The organism is Streptomyces sp. NPDC055099 (genome assembly GCF_053607685.1).
The window spans coordinates 46,487-62,959 of sequence record NZ_JBSGUA010000020.1 but is presented as its reverse complement, the minus strand read 5'-3'; the positions used below and the strand labels follow the sequence as shown (position 1 = coordinate 62,959).

At 71.2% G+C, this 16,473-nt stretch carries 18 protein-coding genes; 8 read left to right on the top strand and 10 right to left on the bottom strand.

The features are described 5' to 3' along the window. Positions 1–20: 20 nt before the first annotated feature. From ACWFRU_RS36020 to ACWFRU_RS36000, 5 genes are all read right to left on the bottom strand, one after another. Positions 21–692 (bottom strand): response regulator transcription factor, encoded by a 672-nt coding sequence (locus ACWFRU_RS36020; protein WP_453692310.1) that lies wholly within the window; start codon positions 690–692, stop codon positions 21–23. Further along, the gene (locus ACWFRU_RS36015; RefSeq protein ID WP_453692309.1) at positions 689–1,969 is read right to left on the bottom strand and encodes a sensor histidine kinase; all 1,281 of its coding nucleotides are present in this window, start codon (positions 1,967–1,969) and stop codon (positions 689–691) included. Before ACWFRU_RS36015 ends, ACWFRU_RS36020 begins: the two co-directional genes overlap by 4 nt. Continuing rightward, on the bottom strand, positions 1,966–2,940 hold the full coding sequence (locus ACWFRU_RS36010; protein WP_453692308.1) for a hypothetical protein: 975 nt from the start codon (positions 2,938–2,940) through the stop codon (positions 1,966–1,968). The genes ACWFRU_RS36015 and ACWFRU_RS36010 overlap by 4 nt, the downstream gene beginning before the upstream one ends. Before the next feature lie 198 nt (positions 2,941–3,138). After that, on the bottom strand, positions 3,139–3,609 hold the full coding sequence (locus tag ACWFRU_RS36005; protein ID WP_453692358.1) for a GNAT family N-acetyltransferase: 471 nt from the start codon (positions 3,607–3,609) through the stop codon (positions 3,139–3,141). 20 nt (positions 3,610–3,629) lie between these two features. Then, complete coding sequence (locus ACWFRU_RS36000) at positions 3,630–4,400, bottom strand: IclR family transcriptional regulator (protein ID WP_160504308.1); 771 nt, start codon at positions 4,398–4,400, stop codon at positions 3,630–3,632. Positions 4,401–4,534: 134 nt separating this feature from the next. On the opposite strand from ACWFRU_RS36000, the gene ACWFRU_RS35995 reads away from it, so the two are divergent. The 7 genes from ACWFRU_RS35995 (at position 4,535) to ACWFRU_RS35965 (ending at position 10,888) form a co-directional block, all read left to right on the top strand. After that, positions 4,535–6,064 (top strand): aldehyde dehydrogenase (NADP(+)), encoded by a 1,530-nt coding sequence (locus ACWFRU_RS35995; RefSeq protein WP_453692307.1) that lies wholly within the window; start codon positions 4,535–4,537, stop codon positions 6,062–6,064. A gap of 5 nt (positions 6,065–6,069) precedes the next feature. Then, positions 6,070–6,678, top strand: coding sequence for a DUF1349 domain-containing protein (locus tag ACWFRU_RS35990; protein WP_453692306.1), 609 nt, complete (start codon positions 6,070–6,072; stop codon positions 6,676–6,678). Between the two features lie 124 nt (positions 6,679–6,802). After that, positions 6,803–7,282: an N-acetyltransferase family protein gene (locus ACWFRU_RS35985; RefSeq protein WP_453692357.1), complete on the top strand. Its 480-nt coding sequence runs from the start codon at positions 6,803–6,805 to the stop codon at positions 7,280–7,282. A 76-nt stretch (positions 7,283–7,358) separates the two neighbouring features. Then, a complete protein-coding gene (locus ACWFRU_RS35980; RefSeq protein WP_453692305.1) occupies positions 7,359–8,066 on the top strand; it encodes a DsbA family oxidoreductase in 708 nt (235 codons plus the stop codon). Positions 8,067–8,114: 48 nt separating this feature from the next. Then, a complete protein-coding gene (locus tag ACWFRU_RS35975) occupies positions 8,115–9,161 on the top strand; it encodes an aminotransferase class V-fold PLP-dependent enzyme (protein WP_453692304.1) in 1,047 nt (348 codons plus the stop codon). A 69-nt stretch (positions 9,162–9,230) separates the two neighbouring features. Further along, the gene (locus tag ACWFRU_RS35970) at positions 9,231–9,869 is read left to right on the top strand and encodes a sigma-70 family RNA polymerase sigma factor (RefSeq protein ID WP_453692303.1); all 639 of its coding nucleotides are present in this window, start codon (positions 9,231–9,233) and stop codon (positions 9,867–9,869) included. Then, positions 9,869–10,888, top strand: a complete 1,020-nt coding sequence (locus ACWFRU_RS35965) for a maleylpyruvate isomerase family mycothiol-dependent enzyme (RefSeq protein ID WP_453692302.1) — start codon at positions 9,869–9,871, stop codon at positions 10,886–10,888. Before ACWFRU_RS35970 ends, ACWFRU_RS35965 begins: the two co-directional genes overlap by 1 nt. A gap of 24 nt (positions 10,889–10,912) precedes the next feature. On the opposite strand, the gene ACWFRU_RS35960 is transcribed toward ACWFRU_RS35965, so the two are convergent. After that, positions 10,913–11,431 (bottom strand): MarR family winged helix-turn-helix transcriptional regulator, encoded by a 519-nt coding sequence (locus ACWFRU_RS35960; protein WP_453692301.1) that lies wholly within the window; start codon positions 11,429–11,431, stop codon positions 10,913–10,915. Positions 11,432–11,557: 126 nt separating this feature from the next. On the opposite strand from ACWFRU_RS35960, the gene ACWFRU_RS35955 reads away from it, so the two are divergent. Next, the gene (locus tag ACWFRU_RS35955; protein ID WP_453692300.1) at positions 11,558–12,625 is read left to right on the top strand and encodes an alkene reductase; all 1,068 of its coding nucleotides are present in this window, start codon (positions 11,558–11,560) and stop codon (positions 12,623–12,625) included. A 68-nt stretch (positions 12,626–12,693) separates the two neighbouring features. Here ACWFRU_RS35955 and thpD read toward each other — a convergent pair whose 3' ends face one another. The 4 genes from thpD to ectA form a co-directional block, all read right to left on the bottom strand. After that, entirely contained in the window at positions 12,694–13,593 is a 900-nt protein-coding gene (gene thpD / locus ACWFRU_RS35950; protein ID WP_453692299.1) for an ectoine hydroxylase, read from the bottom strand. Positions 13,594–13,695: 102 nt separating this feature from the next. Beyond that, on the bottom strand, positions 13,696–14,100 hold the full coding sequence (locus ACWFRU_RS35945) for an ectoine synthase (RefSeq protein ID WP_361826232.1): 405 nt from the start codon (positions 14,098–14,100) through the stop codon (positions 13,696–13,698). 53 nt (positions 14,101–14,153) lie between these two features. After that, a complete protein-coding gene (ectB, locus tag ACWFRU_RS35940; RefSeq protein WP_363207982.1) occupies positions 14,154–15,425 on the bottom strand; it encodes a diaminobutyrate--2-oxoglutarate transaminase in 1,272 nt (423 codons plus the stop codon). A 75-nt stretch (positions 15,426–15,500) separates the two neighbouring features. Beyond that, positions 15,501–16,094: a diaminobutyrate acetyltransferase gene (gene ectA / locus ACWFRU_RS35935; RefSeq protein WP_363207981.1), complete on the bottom strand. Its 594-nt coding sequence runs from the start codon at positions 16,092–16,094 to the stop codon at positions 15,501–15,503. Positions 16,095–16,473: the final 379 nt, after the last annotated feature.

The window sequence follows — 16,473 nt, the reverse complement described above, 5'->3', positions numbered from 1 at the left end:
GGGGCGTCACGGCCAGGGCCTCAGTCGGCGTTCATGAAGCCCGCCTCGTACGCCGCGATCACCGCCTGCGTGCGGTCCCGCGCCCCCGTCTTGGCGAGGACCGAGGCCACGTGCGTCTTCACCGTCGCCGGGCCCACGCCCATCCGCCCGGCGATCTCCGCGTTGGTCAGGCCCGCGGCCATCAGCCGCAGCACCTCGCTCTCGCGCCCCGTCAGCCTGCCCACCCAGGCCGGCGGCGCGGGCTTCGCGCGCGCGTGCTCGGCGGCCAGGGCGCGGACCGCGGCGGGGAACAGCAGCGAGTCGCTGCGCGCGACGAGCCGCACCGCCTGTACGAGCGAGTCCGCGTCGGCCCGCTTGAGCAGGAACCCGGAGGCCCCGGCCCGCAGCGCCTCATACACGTAGGAGTCGTTCTCGAAGGTCGTCACGACCACGATGCGCGGCGGTTCTGCCTGCGTCCGCAGGATCCGCTCCGTGGCCCGGATGCCGTCGATCTCCGGCATGCGTACGTCCATGAGTACCACGTCGGGCTTCGCCTCGCGCACGACGGACACCGCCTCGGCGCCGCTCGCCGCCTCGCCGACGACCTCCAGATCGGGCTCGGCGGAGAGGATCACGCGCAGGGCGGTGCGCACCATGCGCTCGTCGTCGGCGAGCACGATGCGGATCGGGCGGCCGGCTGCCGTCTCGGTCATGCGGGTCCCTTCAGGGGAAGTCGTACGTTCAGTCGCCAGGTGCCGTCCGCGGGTCGCGCGTCGGCGGTGCCGCCCAGGAGCCGGGCGCGATCGGTGATGCCGCGCAGGCCGTGGCCGCCGCCTGGGCGGGATGCGGGGGCGCCGTGGGGCAGCGGGTTCTCCGCGAGGATCTCCAGGTCGGTGCCGTCAAGGGCGATCCGCAGGGTCACCGGGGCGTCGGGGCCCGCGTGCCGCAGTGCGTTGCTCAGGCTCTCCTGGACGATGCGGTACGCCTCGCGGGACACCATCGCGGGCAGGGCGTCCGGCCCGTCGGGGCCGAGGTCGACCGTGGCCTTCACCCGCAGGCCGCCCGCGCGGGTGCGCTTGAGGAGCCCGTCGAGATCGCCCGCGAGTGTCGGGGCGGGGGCGGTCGGGCTCGTCCGGTCGTCGCCGCCCTCCCGCAACACCCCGAGGACCGCGTCGAGTTCGCCCACCGTGCGCCGCGTGGTCTCCTCGATGGCGGCAAGGGCCTCGCGGACGAACTCCGGGTCACGGTCCAGGACCCTGCGGGCGGCGCTCGCCTGGAGCGTGACCGCGCTCAGGGCGTGGCCCACCGAGTCGTGCAGCTCCCGGGCGAGGCGATTGCGTACGGCGAGGTCCGCGGCGCGCTGTTCGGCCGCCGCGAGCCGGTCGGCGGGCGAGGGCCCGAGGAGTTCCGGCGCCCAGCGCGCGAGCAGGCCCCCGGCCGCCGCCGCGCACCCCGCGAGGGCGACCAGGGAGAGGATGCCGATGACCGGGGAGAGCGCCAGCATCCAGCTCTCGCCGAAGACTTCGGGCATCCCGATCCGGTCGTCCCGCAGTGCCGCGGCGAACGGCAGCGCGATCAGCACCGCCGCGAACGGTGGCAGGGCGAGGGACATTCCGCTGATGAGCCCGCCGAGCCCGAGGTGCAGCGTGAACCACGCGACGGTGCGTCCGCGTGCCTGCCGGGACCGTGCGGGCCCGTCGGCGAGCGCGTCGCCCGGCACGTCGCACAGCGCGCGCACCGCGGCCACCGACATGGGCCGGGTGAGCGGGAAGAGCGCGGTGATCGCGGCGAGCGGCAACCCCACCACGAACGCGAGGAGTTGGGAGGTGAGCGAGCCGAACACGTTGTCCTCGCCGAGCAGCGGTCCCACCGCGACGGAGCCCACGAAGACGTACGGCATGGCGAGCGCGCCGCCGAGGATCAGATGGATCCACCGGCGCCGCGTCCGCCGCCCGAACAGGGCCGGGAGGGCTGCCGCGAGAGGTCTCACGCCGGTTGCCGCGGGGCACGGACGGCCGCGCCCGCCCGCTCCTTGAAGAAGACCACCCCGAGGGTGGCCACCAGTGCCCCGACGATCATCTGGACAGAGTAGGTCAGGAGCATCGCCGCCGTCGGCTGACGGGCGATGTCGTCCACGCCGATGACCGAGGCGAACAGCAGCCACCCGCCCCAGCAGGCGACCGCGCCCGAACCAAGCCAGGCCAGGGCAAGCGGCACCATGAGGGGCAGTGCGGGAGCCCGCCGGAAGGTGAGGAGCAGACCGCCGGCGACCGCGGAGCCGAGGTAGACCATGTCCATCGCTTCGAGGACGTAGAAGTCGGTCGTACGCTCGTCGATCCGCGCCTCGTTGAGGCCGGCCGTGGAGCCGGTGGCCCAGAGGAGGTGCATGGCCAGGGGCGCGAGGGCGAGGAGGGCGGCCGCGAGGGCGACACCTCGGGGAAGGCTCCGGCGGCCGGTTGTCCCGGGCAGGTCCCGGACGAGGCCTCGCCATACATGACCCCAGCGGTCTCGCGCGTAGAGCACGAACAGGGCGCCCAGGGCGAGGCCTTGGAGGATGAAGCCGCCGTAGACGACGCCGAAGACCCACTCGTGGAGGAAGTCGCCGCTGCCGTCGCCGCCCTGCGAGGGGTTGTCGACGCTGCCGCCGAGCGCCTTGACCAGGAGCTGGAGCGGGAACCCGGCCATGATCGGCGTGAGCAGGCCGGTGGCGGCCCACATGGGGAACGCGAGCAGCCAGGCGGGGGTGCGCAGGCCCCAGGGGCGGGTCAGGAGCAGCGCGAGGACGATGACGCTCGCATCCATCAGCAGGGTGAGGCCGTTGGCGAAGATCATGGTGGTGCGGTGCTCGAGGAGGCTGCTGCCCTCGGGGATGCCGATGTGGCTGCCCGCGATCCACGCGATCTTCAGGGCGAGGTAGGGGAGGGCGGCGAGGATGGCGGCGGTGCGCAGGACCTGTCTCATGCGCCCCAGCCTTCCGGCGGGCGGTCCCGGGCACCTCCTGCCCGGCGATGATCCGGGTCCGCCGTGCGGGGGAGGGGGCTTTTCCTTTCCCCAACCCCGCCCCTTCCCGAAAACCCGCTCTGGCGGCGCGGGGGCCTTGGCGGACCTCATCACCGGCTCCGCCGAGTTCGTCCTCAAACGCCGGACGGGCTGAGATCCCTACGCCAGCACCAGCACCGCCTCGTCGATCTCCTCGCCCCGCGCATGCGCGAAGCCCCGCGCCGCGGCGGTCACACGGAAGCCGCACTTCTCGAGCACCCGCAGGGACCCTGCGTTGTCCGCCGCGGCACGGGCGTACAGCGGGCGCTCCGGGACCTCGGTGAGGAGAGCCCGCAACGCCGCCGTGGCGAGCCCCCGGCCCCAGTAGTAGCGGTCGATCCAGTACGTGACCTCGCGCTCGCCCGGCTCGCCGTACACCGACACGTTGCCCACGACGTCGCCGTCCGCGAGGACCGTCCGCACGACGACGTCGGCCGACTCCCGGATTCCCTTCCAGTGGGCTTCGAAGAGCGTGCGGTCCGCCGTCTTCGGCGACGTGAACGCGGCGAGGCGGCTTGCCTCCGGATCGTTCATCTCGCGGTAGAAGACCGGCAGATCGCTGTCGTGCACCGGGCGCAGACTGACATCCATGCTCATTGTGCTCACCATGCTCAAAGCCTACGAGTCGCCAGTGTCAGCCGGTCCCGCGCGTCGAACAACGCGTCCTTCACCATCTGTTCGTGCGCGGGCGTCAGCCGGGCCACCGGCACGGAGCAGCTGATCGCGTCCCGCGCGGGCGTGCGGTAGGGGATCGCGACGCCGAAGCAGCGCAGGCCGAGCGTGTTCTCCTCGCGGTCCACCGCGAAGCCCTGCTCGCGGACCGTGCGCAGCTCCTCGATCAGCTTCTCGCGGTCGGTGATCGTGTGCTCGGTCAGCGCGGGCAGCGTCTCCGGGAGCATCTTGCGGACCTGCTCGTCGGTGTGGGTGGCCAGGAGCGCCTTGCCCAGGGACGTCGAGTGCGCCGGGAGGCGGCGGCCCACCCGCGTGAAGGGCCGCAGATAGTGCTGCGACTGGCGTGTGGCCAGATAGACGACGTTCGTGCCGTCCAGGCGCGCCAGGTGGATCGTCTCCGTGGTGTCGTCCGAGAGGCGGTCCAGCGTCGGACGCGCCGCCGCCACCACCTCGTCACCGTCGATGTACGAGGTGCCGACGAGCAGGGCCCGCACCCCGATGCCGTACCGCGTGCCGGTCGCGTCCGTCTCGACCCAGCCGAGCTCCACCAGCGTGCGAAGGAGCATGTAGAGGCTGGACTTGGGGTAACCGACGGCTTCCTGGACGGCGGCCAAAGAGTGCATTCCGGGACGTCCCGCAAAATACTCGAGCAACTCAACCGTCCGCACAGCGGACTTGACCTGTGCCCCGCCAGTCTCGCCAGCCGACATCGCCCTTGACCCCTTAGTTCGACGAGAAATAGTCTCCGAAGTCTCCGGTTCATCATCGGAGACAGCGTTCAGCATATCGAACAGCCCAGGTGGGTGGCAGCACATCTGTGGCATCACCTCTGGAGGACCCCGCGGTGGCAGCAGCACCAGTCTGGAGTGTCGACCCCCGAACCGGGAAGCAGCGCGAACAGGTTGCGGTCGAAGCCACAGTCCAGGAGGTGGACCAGGCGGTGCGTGCCGCCCTGGCCGCCCAGGACGCCCTGGCCGACCGCACCGTACGCGCCGCCTTCCTGCGTACCGCGGCCGAACTGCTCGACGCGGCCAAGGACCACCTGGTGGAGGCCGCGGACGCGGAGACCGCGCTCGGTCCCGTCCGGCTCACCGGTGAACTCGCCCGCACCTGCTACCAGTTGCGGGCCTTCGCGGACATCGTCGACGAGGGCGGCTTCCTGGGCGTCGTCATCGACCACCCCGACAACAGCGCCACGCCGCCCATCCCCGACCTGCGGCGCTACAAGATCCCGCTGGGCGTCGTGGCCGTCTACTCCGCGTCCAACTTCCCCTTCGCCTTCTCCGTCCCCGGCGGCGACACCGCGAGCGCGCTCGCCGCGGGCTGCCCCGTGGTCGTCAAGGCGCACCCGGACCACCCGGCCACCTCCGAGCTGGTGGCGTCGACGCTGCGCCGGGCCGCGGCCCGGCACGACATCCCCGAGGGTGTCCTCGGCCTCGTGCACGGCTTCGACGCGGGCGTCGAGCTCGTCAAGCACCCGCTCGTGTCCGGCGCGGGCTTCACGGGCTCGATCCGCGGTGGCCGCGCCCTCTTCGACGCGGCGGCGGCACGCCCCGTGCCGATCCCCTTCCACGGAGAGCTCGGCTCGCTCAACCCGGTCGTCGTCACCGAGGCCGCGGCCGTCGAGCGCGCCGAGGAGATCGGTGCCGGTCTCGCGGGCTCGATGACGCTCGGCGTCGGCCAGTTCTGCGTCAAGCCCGGCCTGGTCTTCGCGCCGTCCGGCGCGGGCGGCGACCGGCTCCTGAAGTCCCTGACGGAGGCGGTCAGCGACACCGAGGCAGGGGTGCTCCTCGACCACCGGATGCGGGACAACTTCGTGGCGGGCGTGCGCGAGCGCGTCGAACTCCCGGACGTGGACGCCCCGGTGACGCCGGGCGCGGGCAGCGAGCACACGGTGAGCGCGGGCTTCCTGACGGTTCCCGCGGCGAAGCTCGCCACCGAGGGCGAGCACGACCTGCTCCTGGAGGAGTGCTTCGGGCCGGTGACGGTCGTCGCGCGCTACGAGGACAACGCGGAGATCACCGCCGCCCTCACCCGGCTCTCCGGCAACCTCACGGCCACGGTGCAGCTGTCCGCCGAGGAGGCCGCGGGCGAGGGACGCGGGGCCGAACTGCTCGCCGAACTGACGCCGCTGGCCGGGCGCCTGCTGGTCAACGGCTGGCCGACCGGGGTCGCGGTGGCGCCCGCGCAGCACCACGGCGGGCCGTACCCCGCGACGACGTCCACCTCCACCTCCGTGGGCGGTACGGCGATCGAGCGCTGGCTGCGGCCCGTGGCGTACCAGAACACGCCGGAAGCGCTGCTCCCGCCCGAGCTGCGCGACGACAACCCGCTGGGGCTCCCGCGTCGCTACGAAGGGCGCCTGGAACACTGACGTCCATGGACGTCAACATCCCCGAACTGCCCTTCTCCCTGCGCACGTACGGCCCGGACGGCAACTGGTCGTACGAGGACGGTGTGCTCACCGGCTGGGCGGGCGCCCGGCAGGACCGCTTCGTGCCGCCGACGGGCGAGGCGCTCGACCCCGCGTCGGACGCGCCCCGCCTTCTCGGGGCGCCCGAGGGCGACTTCCAGCTGATCGCGCGGGTGACGGTCGGGTTCGCGGCGGCGTTCGACGCGGGCGTGCTGTACCTGCACGTGGGCGACCGGGAGTGGGCCAAGCTCTGTCTGGAGCGGTCGCCGGACGAGGCGACGGTCTGCACGGTCGTCACCCGCGGCCGTTCCGACGACGCGAACGCGTTCGTGGTGGACGGCAGCAGCGTCTGGCTGCGGATCAGCCGCACGGGTTCGGCGTTCGCCTTCCACGCATCCCTCGACGGCAAGCGCTGGACGTTCGTGCGGATCTTCTCGCTGGGCGAGGAGAAGACCGCGGGCGCGGCCCTGGTCGGCTTCATGGCGCAGTCGCCGGTGGGGGAGGGGTGCGTGGTGACGTACGACGGGATCGAGTTCCGTCCGAACTGGCCCCAGGGTCTGCGGGACGGCTCGTAGGGGCCGGGCTCCGGGCCGTCCGGCGCTCGCGCGTCCGGTTCTGCCGCCGCGGAACTCAAGGCTTCCGGAACACGTCTATGGCAGCGTGATCCACTCAGCACTTCCCACGACGATGCGGACCGTGATGCCGACCGTCATACGCAGCGCCGTCACCGCCGACGCCCCGGCCCTCGCGGCCCTGCACGCCCGCGCCCGCGCCACGTACTACCCCGAGGGGCTGCCGGACGAAGCCGTCGACGCGACGGCGATGTGGCGGGCGGGCATCGAGCGCCGCGGCGGGCACGTGCTGTGCGCGGTCCGCGAGGGCCGGATCGTGGGCCTCGCCTCGTTCCGTACGCCCGAGGACGAGGCCGCGGACACCGTGACGCTCTTCCAGTTCCACGTCGACCCCGACCACTGGCGCGCGGGGGTCGGCGCGGCGCTGCACGCCGCGTGTGTGGAGGAGTGGCGGGCCGACGGCATCCGGCAGGCCTCCCTGGACGTCCACCGCGAGAACACGCGGGCCCAGGCCTTCTACGCCCGCCACGGCTGGCGGGAGGCGGAGCCCGGCGAGGGCGCCGGCACGCATCTGCGGATGCGGCTCTCCGTTCCGGCCGGGGAATGAGCGGGGCAGGTCGTACGTTCTTCAACTGACCGGAGGGACCCTCCGCACTACCGTTCGATTGAAGAGAGCTAGTCACATGCGCGTCGAGATCTGGTCCGATATCGCCTGTCCCTGGTGCTATGTCGGCAAGGCACGCTTCGAGAAGGCCCTCGCCGCCTTTCCGCACCGCGACGACGTCGAGGTGGTGCACCGCTCCTTCGAGCTCGACCCCTCGCGCGCCAAGGGCGACAGCGGGCTCGTGATCCCGATGCTCGCCAAGAAGTACGGCATGAGCGAGGAGCAGGCCCAGGAGGCCGAGCGGAACCTCGGCGTGAACGCCTCCTCCGAAGGCCTCGACTACCTCACCGAGGGCCGCGACCACGGCAGCACCTTCGACATGCACCGCCTGCTGCACTTCGCCAAGGAGCAGGGCAGGCAGGACGAGCTGCTCGGGCTCCTGTACCGCGCCAACTTCGCCGAGGAGCGCTCCGTCTTCGACGACGACGAGCGGCTCGTGGAGCTCGCGGTCGCGGCCGGCCTCGACGCGGACGCGGCCCGCGCGGTGCTCGCCGACCCCTCCCGGTACGCCGACGACGTACGCGCCGACGAGCGCGAGGCCGCCGAGCTCGGCGCGAACGGAGTGCCGTTCTTCGTCCTCGACCGCAAGTACGGCGTCTCCGGCGCCCAGCCCGCCGATGTCTTCGCGCAGGCCCTGGAGCAGGCGTGGGGCAGCCGTTCGCCGCTGACCACGCTCGCGGACGGCGACGCCTGCGGCCCCGACGGCTGCGCGGTCCCGCAGGCCTGAACCGACCGGTGATGGACGTGGGTGCGACGGGGCGCGAGAGTTGATCCCATGGGGAACATCAACGGCGCCGAGTTCGCGCCCACGTCGACGTATCTGAACACGGCGAGCTGCGGCCTGCTGCCGGCCAGGGCCGTCGAGGCGATCCAGGGCCTCGCGGCGGAGAACGGCGCGGGCCGACGCGGCGGCTCGGGCGACTTCGGGATCGTGCAGGCCGCCCGTGAGTCCTTCGCGCGGCTCGTCGGGGTGCCGCACGCGCGCGTGGCCAACGGCGGATCGGTCGCCGTGCACGCCGGGCTGATCGCGGCGGCGCAGTCGCCGGGCTCCGAAGTCCTCTTCCCCGAGGGCGACTTCAGCTCGATCATCAACCCCTTCGTCGTGCGCGGCGACCTCAAGATCCGCTACGCGCCGCTGGAGGACCTCGCCGAGGCGATCCGCCCCACCACCGCCCTCGTCGTGTACTCCGTCGTCCAGTCGGCCGACGGCCGGACCGCCGACGACGCGGCGGTGCGCGAGGCCGCCGCCGCCCACGGCGCCCGTACCCTCAACGACGCGACACAGGCGGCGGGTTGGCTGCCCTTCGACGCGAGCCTGTACGACTACACCGTCACCGGCGCCTTCAAGTGGCTGCTCTGCCCGCGCGGCACGTCGTTCCTCACCGTGAGCGAGGAGGCGCAGGAGTCCCTCGTCCCGCTGCACGGCGGCTGGCTCGCGGCGGCGGAGAGCTGGAACGCCACCTACGGCCCGCTCTCCCGACTGGCCCCCGACGCACGCCGGTTCGACGAACCCCCCGCCTTCCTCGCGTACCACGGCGCGGCCCAGGCGCTCGCGTACCTGGAGGAGACCGGAATCGAAGCGGTCCACGCCCACGACACGGCGCTGGCGGCCCGCTACCGCGCCGGGCTCGCGGAGCTGGGACACGAGCCGGTGCCCGGCACGTCGCCCATCGTCTCCGTACCCGGACTCGCCGACAGTCAGGAGCGGTTGAGCCGGGCCGGGATCATCACGTCCGCGCGGGCGGGACACCTGAGGGCCTCGTTCCATCTGTACAACACCGAGGCGGACGTGGACCGGATCCTCGACGTGCTCTCCGGCTGAACCCTGGCGCGCCGGGCGGCGGGGCGCTAGGAAGGCATGACGGGGTGGCCTCACGAGGCGGTGGTGTCAGTGGCTCAGCAGCCCCATCCGGACACCGGCCTGCACCAGCGCCTGGTGTACGGCGACGAGACGGCGCTCGCCGAGGTCTACGACACGTACGGAGCCCTCGTCCACCGCGTCGCGGCACGCGTCACCCGCAGCCCCGCCGCGGCGGAGGACGTCGCCCAGGAGGTCTTCGCCCATCTCTGGTCGCGGCCCTACGCGTTCGACGCGCGGCGGGGCAGTCTGCGGACCTGGCTGTGCATGCTGGCGCATCGCAGGGCGGTGGACTGGGTACGCGGCGAGGAGCGCCACCGCAAGGCGGCGCACGCCGACGACGCGACCCTGCACACCATCCCCACCCCGGACCCGCCCCCGGAAGACGTGGTCATGGCACGAGAACGCTCCCTGCTCCTGCATTCGGCGCTGGCGAGACTGCCGCTCCCGCAGCGCCAGGTGGTGCACCTCGCGTACTTCGCGGGCTGCACGTACCGCCAGGCGGCGGTGGAACTCGGCATCCCCGAGGGCACGGCGAAGACCCGATTACGGGCGGCCCTGCGCAGACTGGCCGAAGCCCTGGCCGACCCACCGGACCCACCTGACCCACCGAACTCGTCCAACCCGGCCGACCCGGCACTTGCCGACGCTCCAGGCGAAAGAGGCGCGTGATGACCACGGATCACGAAGCCGTACGTGAACTTCTCGGGGCCTGGGCGTTCGGCGCGCTCATGCCGGGCGACGAACGAACGGTCGCCCCGCACCTGGCCGAATGCGACCCCTGCGCGGCCGAGGCGGGGCGGCTGCGGGCGACCGTGCGCGACCTGGACGGTCCGCCCCTCGCCGACGGGCCCGCCCCCGCGGGACGGGACGGCGCCCTCGCCCTCGCCCTGCGCACCCGCGCCGCGCCCCCGCGCACCGCTGCGCACGCCGCTCCGTACGCCGCCGCCGTGGCCGGGCTCCAGGCGCTGCTGCGGGAGATGGACGAGCACGGGCGGTGGGACACCCCCGTCGTGCACGACTGGGACGTGCACGACACGATCGCGCATCTGCTGGCCGCGGACGAGCCGCTGGCCGTGCGGCTCGGGCTGCGCGCGCCGGGACCGTGCGACGGCGTGGACGGCACACCGTGGCGGGTGGCGTGGGCGGCGCGTACGGAAAGGGTGCTCGCCCGCGAGCGGGCCCGCACGCCCGCACAGACCGTGGCGTCCTGGCAGGCCCAGGCCGCCGCGCTGCTCTCCTCCCCGGAGGCGCACGACGTCGAACTGGCCGGACGGGCGACGCAGTTGATGGGCGCCCGGCTGCCGCTTGCGGACCACTTCCTGGTCCGGGCCTTCGAGGCGTGGGTGCACGCGGACGACATCGGCAGGGCCCTGGACGTACCGGTGCCGCCGCCTCGCACCGCGCACCTCTGGCAACTGGTGCGCCTCGCCGTACGCATCCTGGAGCTGGCCCTGGGCTCCAAGGCGCCGGCCGTCGCGCTGACCGTCGCGGTGGAGGGAGGCGAGATGTCCTGGGTCCTGGGGAGCGGGGCGGAGCCGGTGAGCGCCGAGCTGGTCCTTGACCCGGTGGACTTCTGCCTGCTCATGGGCGGACGCGTGGACCCCGCGGTGGTGCCCCGCGGAGTGTCCGGAAGTGAGGCCGCCGCGTCGCAGGTCCTGACCCGGGCCGCTTCCCTGGCCTGGCTCTAGGGCCCGCCGTGAGGGCCCTGGCCCTTATGCGCCCCCGCCCCTCGCCTCCAGGGGGCAGTCCGCCGTCTCCGTGCAGAGGTTCGTCTCGACCTTGCCCAGGAGGCGCGCCAGCTCTGCCCTCTCCGTCCCGTCCAGGCCCGCCAGCGTGTGGGTCTCCAGTTCGCCCCAGGCCCGCTCCACCTGCGCCAGGAGCCCGCAGCTCGTGTCCGTGGCCTCGACCAGGACGGCCCGGCGGTCGTCCGGGTCGGGACGGCGGCGCACATGTCCTGCCTGTTCGAGGCGTTGCAGCATCTTCGTGACCGTCGACGGGTCCAGGTCGACCGCCCTGATCAGCTCCGACTGCCGTACGGGCCCCGCGTCCCAGAGGTACATCATCACGAACTCCTGGCCGGGATAGAGCCCGAGCCCCTTCAGCGCCTTGCCCGCCGCGATCCGGTGCAGCCGGGCGACCCGGCTCACGGTGTGGCTGACGGGTCCCTGCCGCGCGGCGGTAGGGAGCTCGGTACAGGCGGGGTCGGTGTCGGGGGCGGCCGAGTCGTTCATCGGGGCTCCAGTGGCGGGATCGGTGGCGGTGTTCCACAACATTAGCTTGGTCGGCCAAGGAATGAGTTACAGTGGCGTCCGGTTCAATTACTTGGCCGACCAATAACTTTTCCCTGGGGGCATCAGATGACCACCGCGTTCGACTCCCTCGACCTCGCGGGCACCCCGCTCGCCAACCGCATCGCCATGGCTCCCATGACCCGGAGCCGGGCGGGCGAGGGCGGCACCGCCACGGAACTCACCGCCGAGTACTACGCCCAGCGCGCATCGGCCGGCCTGATCATCACGGAGGGCATCCAGCCCTCCGCGGTCGGTCAGGGCTATCCCGACACCCCGGGCCTGCACTCCGACGAGCAGGTCGAGTCATGGCGCAAGGTCACCTCCGCGGTGCACGCCGCGGGCGGCAGGATCTTCGCCCAGATCATGCACGTGGGCCGCATCGGCCACCCAGTACTCCTCCCCGACGGCCTGGTCAACGTGGCCCCCTCGCCCGTCGCGGCCCAGGGGCAGGTCTACACGGCCGAGGGTCCGAAGGACTTCGTCACGCCCCGCGAGCTCACCGCCGAGGAGATCCGCGCGACCATCGCCGACTTCGTGACCGCGGCCCGCAACGCCGTCGACGCGGGCTTCGACGGGGTCGAACTGCACGGCGCCAACGGCTACTTGATCCACCAGTTCCTCGCGCCCGGCTCCAACAAGCGCACCGACGAATGGGGCGGCACCCCCGAGAACCGCATCCGTTTCGCGGTCGAGACGGCCAGGGCCGTTGCCGCGGAGATCGGCGCCGCCCGCACCGGCCTGCGCCTCTCGCCCGGCAACCCCTTCAACGACATCTCCGAGCCGCGGGAGGAGCTCGAAGCGACGTACACCGCCCTGGTGAAGGAGCTGAGCGCCCTGGACCTGGCCTATCTGCACGTCATGGAGGTGGGCCCGATCCGCGACCTGGTGACCACTCTGCGCCAGGGCTTCGACGGGCCCTTCATCCTCAACCCCGCGACCGAGGGCCCCACCGGGCACGACGCGCTCGCCCTCGTCGAGGACGGCACCGCGGACGTCATCGCGTTCGGCGCGCTGTTCCTGGCCAACCCCGACCTGCCGGCCCGCCTCAGGACCGAGGGCCCGTACAACACGCCTGACCCGGCCACCTTCTACGGCGGCACGGAGAAGGGCTACACGGACTACCCGGCGCTGTAGGCACAGAGCCAAGAACCAAGTGTGGCCCGGCACCCCCAGGTGCCGGGCCAACTCGCGTACGAGAGCGCTTACTTCACCGGCGTGAAGTCACGGGCCCCAATGAATTCCGGCCGCCGGACCGGCGCCGCGAACGGCTCCACCGCCGTGTTCTCCACACTGTTGAACACGAGGAAGACGTTGCTGCGCGGGAAGGGCGTGATGTTGTCCCCCGAACCGTGCATGGCATTGCAGTCGAACCAGGTCGCGGAGCCCGCCTCACCGGTGAAGAGCCGGATGCCGTAGTCCGAGGCGAGGCTGGTCAGCGTCTCGTTCGAGGGAATGCCCGCGTCCTGCATCTGCAGGGACCGCTTGTAGTTGTCCTTCGGCGTCGCACCCTCACAGCCGAGGAACGTCTTGTGCGACCCCGGCATGATCATCAGGCCGCCGTTGGTGTCGTGATTCTTGGTGAGCGCGATGGAGACGGAGACGGTCCGCATGTTCGGGAGTCCGTCCTCGGCGTGCCACGTCTCGAAGTCGGAGTGCCAGTAGAACCCCGAGGCCCCGAAGCCGGGCTTGACGTTGATCCGGGACTGGTGGATGTACACGTCGGACCCCAGGATCTGCCGGGCCCGACCCACCACGCGCGGATCGGCGGCGAGCTTCGCGAACAGCTCGCTGATCTTGTGCACCTCAAAAATGGTGCGGATCTCCTGGGAGCGCGGCTCCACGATCGAGCGCTCGTCCGCCCGCATCGTGGGGTCGTCGATCAACCGCGAGAGCTCCGCGTGGTAGACGCTCACCTCGTCAGGGGTGATGAGCTGGTCGATCGCCAGGAATCCGTCCCGGTCGAACCCCGCCAGTTCGTCGGCCGTGATCGGCCCCGGCGTACCCGGCTCGGACCACACGACGGGGTCCTTGCGCTCGATGAGGACCTCTTCGGTGCCTCGGGTCGGGTACAGATCGGCGGTGCGTTCGGGTGCGGTGGTCATGGTGTTGCCTGCCTCTCCTCTCGTACGGCCCTTTCCGGGATGTACACCCCCGCCGCCCAGAGGAAGAGGGCGGCGGGGGAGATTTTCGGGTGCGCGCTCCGGCTAGGCCGGCTCCGGCTCCGTGAGCAGCGGGTACACGCCGTTCTCGTCGTGGTCCTCACGACCCGTGACGGGCGGGTTGAAGACACAGATGCAGTGGAAGTCCTCCTTGATCCGCATCGTGTGCTTCTCGTGCCCGTCCAACAGGTACATGGTTCCCGGCGTGATCGTGTACTTCTCGCCGGTCGTGTCGTCGGTCAGCTCGGCCTCGCCCTTGGTGCACACGACGGCCTCGATGTGGTTGGCGTACCACATCGACGTCTCCGTACCCGCGTACAGGATGGTCTCGTGGACCGAGAAGCCCACCCGCTCCTTGGCGAGGACGATGCGCTTGCTCTCCCAGGTGCCGGACGCGGACTTCACGTGCCGGTCGGTGCCTTCAATGTCCTTGAACGAACGGACGATCACGGTGAGTTGGTTCCTTTTCTCTTACGGGGGTGAGGACGCGGCCCGGAGACCGCTCAGGCGGTCTCGCGCACCGCGCGGGCGAGCGTACGGAGTCCCTCGTCCAGCTCGTCGGCGGTGATCGTCAGCGCCGGAAGGAGCTTGACGACCTCGCTCTCGGGGCCGGAGGTCTCGATCAGCAGACCGAGCTCGAAGGCGCGCTTGGCGATGGCGCCCGCGCGTGCCTTGTCGATGAACTCCATGCCCCAGACCAGGCCGCGGCCGCGGTACTCCTTGATCGCGCCCGGGTTCTCGTCGGCGATCGCGGCGAAGGCCTCCTCGACCTGCTCGCCGCGGGCACGGGTCTGCTTCTCCATGGCCGGCCCGTCGGACCAGTAGGTCTCCAGGGCGGCGGCGGCCGTGACGAAGGCCGGGTTGTTGCCGCGGAAGGTGCCGTTGTGCTCGCCCGGCTCCCAGATGTCCAGCTCGGGCTTGAACAGCGTCAGGGCCATCGGCATGCCGTAGCCGCTGATGGACTTGGACACCGTCACGATGTCCGGCGTGATGCCCGCCTCCTCGAAGGAGAAGAACGCGCCGGTGCGGCCGCAGCCCATCTGGATGTCGTCGACGATGAGCAGCATGTCCCAGCGCTCGCACACGTCGGCGAGCTTGCGCAGCCACTCGGCGCGGGCGACGTTGATGCCGCCCTCGCCCTGCACCGTCTCGACGATCACGGCGGCGGGCTGGTTGAGGCCGGAGCCCTGGTCCTCCAGGAGACGCTCGAACCAGATGAAGTCGGGGGTCTTGCCGTCGAAGTAGTGGTCGAACGGCATCGGCGTGCCGTGCACCAGCGGGATACCGGCGCCGGCGCGCTTGAAGGCGTTGCCGGTCACGGCGAGCGAGCCGAGCGACATGCCGTGGAAGGCGTTCGTGAACGACACGATCGACTCGCGGCCCTTGACCTTGCGGGCCAGCTTCAGCGCGGACTCGACGGCGTTGGTGCCCGTCGGGCCCGGGAACATGACCTTGTAGGGCAGGTCACGGGGGCGCAGGATGATGTTCTGGAACGACTCCAGGAACGCGCGCTTGGCGGTCGTCGACATGTCGAGGCCATGGACGACGCTGTCGCGCTCCAGGTAGTCGATCAGGGCGCGTTTGAGGACCGGGTTGTTGTGGCCGTAGTTGAGCGAGCCGGCCCCGGCGAAGAAGTCGAGGTACGAGTGGCCGTCCTCGTCGAACATGCGGCTGCCCTGCGCACGGTCGAAGACAGTGGGCCAACCGCGGCAGTAGCTGCGCACCTCCGACTCCAGGGTCTCGAAGACGCTCAGGTCGGGCTGGGTGATGGTCACAGCAGATCTCCTGGGAGATGGAAAGACGTGGGAGGTGGGGGGATGACTGATGGTGCGTGGGGGGATCGGCGGAACTCAGCCGACCGGCTCGACCGGTTCGATCTGCGCGACTTTCCCGGTCTGGGCTATCGGCTCGATGAGGAACAGGACCTCGGGCTCGTGCCCCTCGTCGGGGAAGAGTCCGGCGTCGAAGAGCACCGTGCGCTCGACCGACGCTCCGTGGCGCTGTGCGTACGAGGTGAAAAGCCGCTGGGACGGTGCGTTGTCCGGCGTGATGGTCGTCTCGACCGAGACCAGCTCCCGGTCGGCGGCGACCTTGGCGGTGAGACCGTCGAGCAGCGCACCGGCAAGGCCGCGGCCGCGGTGCGCCTGGTCGACGGCCACCTGCCAGACCACCAGGGTGCGCGGCCGCTCGGGCCGGATGTAGCCGGTGATGAACCCGGCGGGCTCACCGTTCGCGTCCCTGGCCACCACGGAGGTCGCCGCGAAGTCACGGCACCACAGCAGGTAGCTGTACGAGGAGTTGAGGTCCAACACCTTCGAGTCGCGGGCGATGCGCCAGATGGCGGCTCCGTCGGCGACATCGGGGGTGTCGAGGCGCAACCCCTCGGGCATTTCCAGGGAATTCGCTAGCAGGTCGGTCGGTAGATCGGCTTGTGCAGCGGTCATGCGGATTGAATTTACCGAGCAATTTCTCGAATTGCATCGGCGGGAGGGGTTACGTCAGAACGTTCGATGTGTTATCACGCGGGGGTGCGCGCCCGCAGGAAACCTCGGCAGTTTGGCCTGATTTGATGGGGTCATACGGCACATACCGGGCGCGATGTGGAGTACGTCACAGAACCGTAACTCCCTCGAAGCATGTCCGAATTGTGAGACTTGGTGCTGTCGGAATCTTAGTGTTTAGGTCTCCGGAAAGCGGGCAGAAGAATACGGGAAGCTGTGCTGATAAAGTGGATAAAGAAGCGGTGAGAATTCGTCCGTGAATTTACGTAGAGTATTTACGGCCCCGTTACGACCACTTCATGCTCACGCGTGCGCCTCATGC

Bases quoted from the DNA above. Each gene is read 5' to 3' on its own strand.
- ACWFRU_RS36020 (WP_453692310.1), bottom strand. From the start codon at position 692: ATGACCGAGACGGCAGCCGGCCGCCCGATCCGCATCGTGCTCGCCGAC.
- ACWFRU_RS36010 (WP_453692308.1), bottom strand. From the start codon at position 2,940: ATGAGACAGGTCCTGCGCACCGCCGCCATCCTCGCCGCCCTCCCCTAC.
- ACWFRU_RS36005 (WP_453692358.1), bottom strand. From the start codon at position 3,609: ATGGATGTCAGTCTGCGCCCGGTGCACGACAGCGATCTGCCGGTCTTC.
- ACWFRU_RS36000 (WP_160504308.1), bottom strand. From the start codon at position 4,400: ATGTCGGCTGGCGAGACTGGCGGGGCACAGGTCAAGTCCGCTGTGCGG.
- ACWFRU_RS35990 (WP_453692306.1), top strand. From the start codon at position 6,070: ATGGACGTCAACATCCCCGAACTGCCCTTCTCCCTGCGCACGTACGGC.
- ACWFRU_RS35985 (WP_453692357.1), top strand. From the start codon at position 6,803: ATGCCGACCGTCATACGCAGCGCCGTCACCGCCGACGCCCCGGCCCTC.
- ACWFRU_RS35980 (WP_453692305.1), top strand. From the start codon at position 7,359: ATGCGCGTCGAGATCTGGTCCGATATCGCCTGTCCCTGGTGCTATGTC.
- ACWFRU_RS35975 (WP_453692304.1), top strand. From the start codon at position 8,115: ATGGGGAACATCAACGGCGCCGAGTTCGCGCCCACGTCGACGTATCTG.
- ACWFRU_RS35965 (WP_453692302.1), top strand. From the start codon at position 9,869: ATGACCACGGATCACGAAGCCGTACGTGAACTTCTCGGGGCCTGGGCG.
- ACWFRU_RS35960 (WP_453692301.1), bottom strand. From the start codon at position 11,431: ATGAACGACTCGGCCGCCCCCGACACCGACCCCGCCTGTACCGAGCTC.
- ACWFRU_RS35955 (WP_453692300.1), top strand. From the start codon at position 11,558: ATGACCACCGCGTTCGACTCCCTCGACCTCGCGGGCACCCCGCTCGCC.
- thpD (WP_453692299.1), bottom strand. From the start codon at position 13,593: ATGACCACCGCACCCGAACGCACCGCCGATCTGTACCCGACCCGAGGC.
- ectA (WP_363207981.1), bottom strand. From the start codon at position 16,094: ATGACCGCTGCACAAGCCGATCTACCGACCGACCTGCTAGCGAATTCC.